Below are 3,994 nucleotides of genomic sequence, written 5' to 3'. Positions count from 1 at the left end.
CATTTTTATTTTGATAACTATTTCTGTTGCTCGCTAATCCAAAATTATATTCTATAATAACAGGAATATGAACCGTTATCTGATTGTCATCCACAAATTTATAATCAACATTATAGCCAACTCCTAAATAAGTTCCTATAGAAAATGTTGAAGATTTACCAACCTCGAATAAATTTAATCGAGGTGCATAAATTAAACCCACGGAATGTAATGTTGCGTTCCTTGTTCCTAAAAATCCTGCTGGACCTATTGCATGTGAGAAAGATTCTTGCGAAAAAGAAAAATTACTAATTAGTGCCAGAACGAATATAATTATTGCTTTTTTCATATTTAATTAGAGTTTCTGTTAAATTCTTATTTTCAATATTTAATACCAACAAATTAACTGATAATATTTAAATTATCAATGTAGCCACATTAATTATTGATCATTGGAACCACAAACATTTTCAAGAGGTATTTCACCAAAAATCTATTTCAAAACATCCTGAATACTTGTGTCCTTTTGAAAATTGGCTTTAGCAAATGGGCAAAGCGGAATAATTTTCAAGTCCTTATTTCGTGTAAATTCGACAACTTTCATTAATAGCTGTTTTCAAAATCCCTTTCCACTATGCCCCTCCTCAATTCCTGTGTAGTCAATAATAATCATGGATTCCCCACCTAGGTATAAGTCATTTCTCCCACAAATGATTCGTTTTCTTCTAAAAAAACTAACCATGACTTTTATCATCTTCTTGATTTGTTGTAATCGTATTTTAAGGATTTAATTGTTTCCCAATTCTTTTATTCTACTGAATCACATCAAAACTTCTATAGTTCAAAAATGCAATTAATAAGATGGTATTTTAACCAATCGCGTTAATGCACTGCTAAAAAATTAAATGTTCTACACGAATTATTAAGCGTTCCACTTGAATAAAGAAAACGAAAAAACTAAAGAGATTCATTTGCTGTTTTTGTAGAATTAGTTTTAAATATCTTTATAGATATTCATCTGAAAATAGTTCGGAAATTACATCGAGCGAGCGCACTTACCAAAAACTGACAAATTCGTAAAATTCACGCGGTTTTTATTATATATTGAAACATGAATAAAATAGTCTTAAAGAAATATAAAGCATCCGATTTTGAGATTTATAAAATACTGGTCAGTGATGATGAACAAATGAAATATATTTCGGGAAAAGGATTGACAGAAAATGAAGCCAGAAATAAATTTGATAGGATACTCCACATCAATTCCAAAGAACCTGAACTAGGCTATTTTAAAGTGCTCAACCCTGACAACGAATATATTGGCGACTGCAAACTAGAACGTTACAAACACGATAACTCAATTTTAGAAATTGGATACCTCTTAAAAAAAGAGTTTTGGAGACAAGGTTTTGGCTCAGAAATTTGCAACAACTTACTTGTTAAAGCAAATAAGTTTTATCCACAGTTGGTCATCATTGGCATTATAGATCCTGACAACAAAGCATCGAAAAAACTGTTGGAAAAGTTTGGTTTTAAGAGCTATTTCATAGGTATTGAAGAACATTGTCCTACCGAAAAACTACTATTAAAAAAATATTCTGATAAATCATATTAATTCAACAATAATAAAAACAACTTCGGATAATTTATTTGCTTCTGATGTTCTTTACAGGATTATCAATCAACAAACGCTATCTTTAATGATTAAAAGTTAACTTTTTTCTTATAGCTACTTTTCCAATTTAAAATTAAAAAAACGACTCAATGAACAGGCCTTTACATCATTTTTTTGAAAAAGATCATCGGCAGATTGACCAACTGCTGAATTTGGCAACCGCAAATAAAGATGAAATCGAGATGAATTATTACCATCAATTTCGCACACGACTCTTACGGCATATCAAAATGGAAGAAAAAATACTTTTTCCCGCAGCCCGGAAAATAAACCCCGAAATCATCAAAGAAGTTATTCCTCAATATCGGCTCGAACATGGTGCAATTACTGCATTAATGGTTCCGCCACCAACGGCAACCTTGATAAATGTAATTCGTTATATTTTAGAAAAACACAATTTAAAAGAAGAAGAGCCCAACGGATTATATGATATTTGTGAAAATCTGACCTTGGATCAAAGTCAAGAATTATTGGAAGAATTGATGGCTACCAAAGATGTGCCTGTCCATTCCAACAATCCGGCACCAATAGCGGTCGATGCTGCTAAAAGAGCATTGGAAAGAGCTGGTTATAATTATGACGACCTTGTAAATTTAGCTAACGATTAATCGTCCATTAATGATTTCAAAGAGACATAAAAAAAGGGAACCATTTCTGACTCCCTAAAATACTATGGGTTAACCTTAATGACCCTCACCTTCCACTCTTCCGGACCTTTTATAATATATTCCCATTTAAACGGATCCTTGCTTTCAGCTTCCATTTGGTAATAAAGCGGCAACGGATCATGATCGTTGATAAACTCAAAAGCTTCACCGGGTTTGATATCGGCAAATCCCTTATAAAAAAGTTCATGACGTTCGGCTGGCGGAAACGGACGTAAATCATATTCCTGAACTACAGAAAATCCATCATCGCCCAAACCACTTTTAACCTTTTTAGTAATGTGGATCACTACTTCATTTTCGGTCTGTTTTTTATAGATCCATGAATGCTGGCCGTCAAATTTGTTAATAAATATCCCATGGATTTCTTTGGGTTCTTCCATGGCAATAAGTTCCATCGTATCACCTTCTGCCATCATTCCGTAACGGTGAAAAACAATTTGCTTCCACTCTTTTTCTTCGGCTTTACGCAAATCGAGCAAGGTGGAAACATCGGTAAATTCCCGTCCTTGCGAGGCTTCGGTACGGGTTACTTTTACCGTCCATTCCCTGCCACCACGATTGAGATAATCCCATCCTACCACATCGCCATAAATGGAACGGAACTCATAATAAAGCGGAATTGGATCATGATCATTGATAAAAACAAAATTATCGCCTACGGGTAATTCCTTAAATAATTGTATCAGTTTTTTATGCCTTTCTATCGGAACATGGATGCGCATATCCAATGCCATTGATTGTGTTTTAGTCGTCATAATACGATTTAATATAAAGCTGTTAGTATTTATAATCGGCAATTTTACAGATTAAAATTGACAAAATTCAGCAAAATCAATTTTATTTAAGAATAAAAGTACTTTAATGCTTTTATTGAGAAAATATATTTAATTTTACCAAAAAATAATTTTCAAATTTCTAATATATGAACGCTACAAATACCCTTGATGTCACTACAATCGAACCCCGATTTAAACATTCTACAATTTTTGAACGCTTTGACGAACTCAATTCCGGTGAAAGTTTAACCATTCATAACGACCATGATCCGAGGCCATTATATTTTCAATTAGTAGCTCAAAGAGGTGATATATTTACTTGGGATTACCAACAACAAGGTCCGGATTGGTGGATCATAAAAATCACCAAAGATTAATCGCATTCAACAGGCCTAAACCATTTTAACATGGCTTAGGCCTCATTTTTTCATAAATAACTCGTAATTAATAAAGCTAAAAACATGGAAGCAACACTCAATAATATCTTAAACGTTACGCTGCTCGAACCAAAATTAAAGCACCCCACCATATTTAACAGATTTGACCAATTGCATGAAGGCGAAAGCTTGATTATACATAATGATCACGATCCAAAACCGTTATATTATCAATTATTAGGTCAAAAAGGAAATATTTTTACCTGGGAATATTTAGAAGAAGGTCCACAATGGTGGAAAGTAAAAATAAGAAAACGTATGGCCGGCGAAATTGAAGAAACCCTTGGAGAATTGGCCGCAAAAGATTTAAGAAAAGCCGAAATCTTCAAAAAATACAATCTGGATTTCAGTTGTGAAGGCAAAAAAACCTTAAAAGAAGCTTGTTTTGAAAAAGGTCTGGATGTCACCAAAGTTGAACAAGAATTACAACAAACAGACAAACAACCTGCATCGCGACCA

At 33.3% G+C, this 3,994-nt stretch carries 7 protein-coding genes; 4 read left to right on the top strand and 3 right to left on the bottom strand.

Translation table 11 applies throughout. The features are described 5' to 3' along the window. Positions 1–328, bottom strand: a 328-nt coding sequence (locus tag VNJ50_RS09895) for a hypothetical protein (RefSeq protein ID WP_325581411.1), incomplete at its 3' end; no start/stop codon positions are given. Positions 329–472: 144 nt separating this feature from the next. Further along, positions 473–583, bottom strand: coding sequence for a hypothetical protein (locus VNJ50_RS09890; RefSeq protein WP_325581409.1), 111 nt, complete (start codon positions 581–583; stop codon positions 473–475). Between the two features lie 507 nt (positions 584–1,090). Here VNJ50_RS09890 and VNJ50_RS09885 point away from each other — a divergent pair. Together VNJ50_RS09885 and VNJ50_RS09880 are read left to right on the top strand one after the other, a co-directional pair. Further along, entirely contained in the window at positions 1,091–1,594 is a 504-nt protein-coding gene (locus tag VNJ50_RS09885; RefSeq protein WP_325581407.1) for a GNAT family N-acetyltransferase, read from the top strand. 149 nt (positions 1,595–1,743) lie between these two features. Next, positions 1,744–2,262 (top strand): hemerythrin domain-containing protein, encoded by a 519-nt coding sequence (locus VNJ50_RS09880; protein WP_325581405.1) that lies wholly within the window; start codon positions 1,744–1,746, stop codon positions 2,260–2,262. A gap of 62 nt (positions 2,263–2,324) precedes the next feature. Here the strand turns inward: VNJ50_RS09880 and VNJ50_RS09875 are convergent, their stop codons facing one another. Further along, positions 2,325–3,077 carry a DUF2249 domain-containing protein gene (locus VNJ50_RS09875; protein ID WP_325581403.1) on the bottom strand — a complete coding sequence of 251 codons (753 nt, stop codon included), beginning with the start codon at positions 3,075–3,077 and terminating at the stop codon, positions 2,325–2,327. A 167-nt stretch (positions 3,078–3,244) separates the two neighbouring features. Between VNJ50_RS09875 and VNJ50_RS09870 the strand changes: the two genes are divergently transcribed. Together VNJ50_RS09870 and VNJ50_RS09865 are read left to right on the top strand one after the other, a co-directional pair. Continuing rightward, positions 3,245–3,475 carry a DUF2249 domain-containing protein gene (locus VNJ50_RS09870; RefSeq protein WP_325581401.1) on the top strand — a complete coding sequence of 77 codons (231 nt, stop codon included), beginning with the start codon at positions 3,245–3,247 and terminating at the stop codon, positions 3,473–3,475. Positions 3,476–3,559: 84 nt separating this feature from the next. Further along, on the top strand, positions 3,560–3,994 hold a 435-nt coding region (locus VNJ50_RS09865; protein WP_325581399.1), incomplete at its 3' end, for a DUF542 domain-containing protein.

The organism is Gelidibacter sp., assembly GCF_035577925.1.
Lineage (GTDB): Bacteria > Bacteroidota > Bacteroidia > Flavobacteriales > Flavobacteriaceae > Gelidibacter.
The sequence above is the reverse complement of the archived record's forward strand: the minus strand, read 5'-3'. Positions and strand labels throughout refer to the sequence as shown.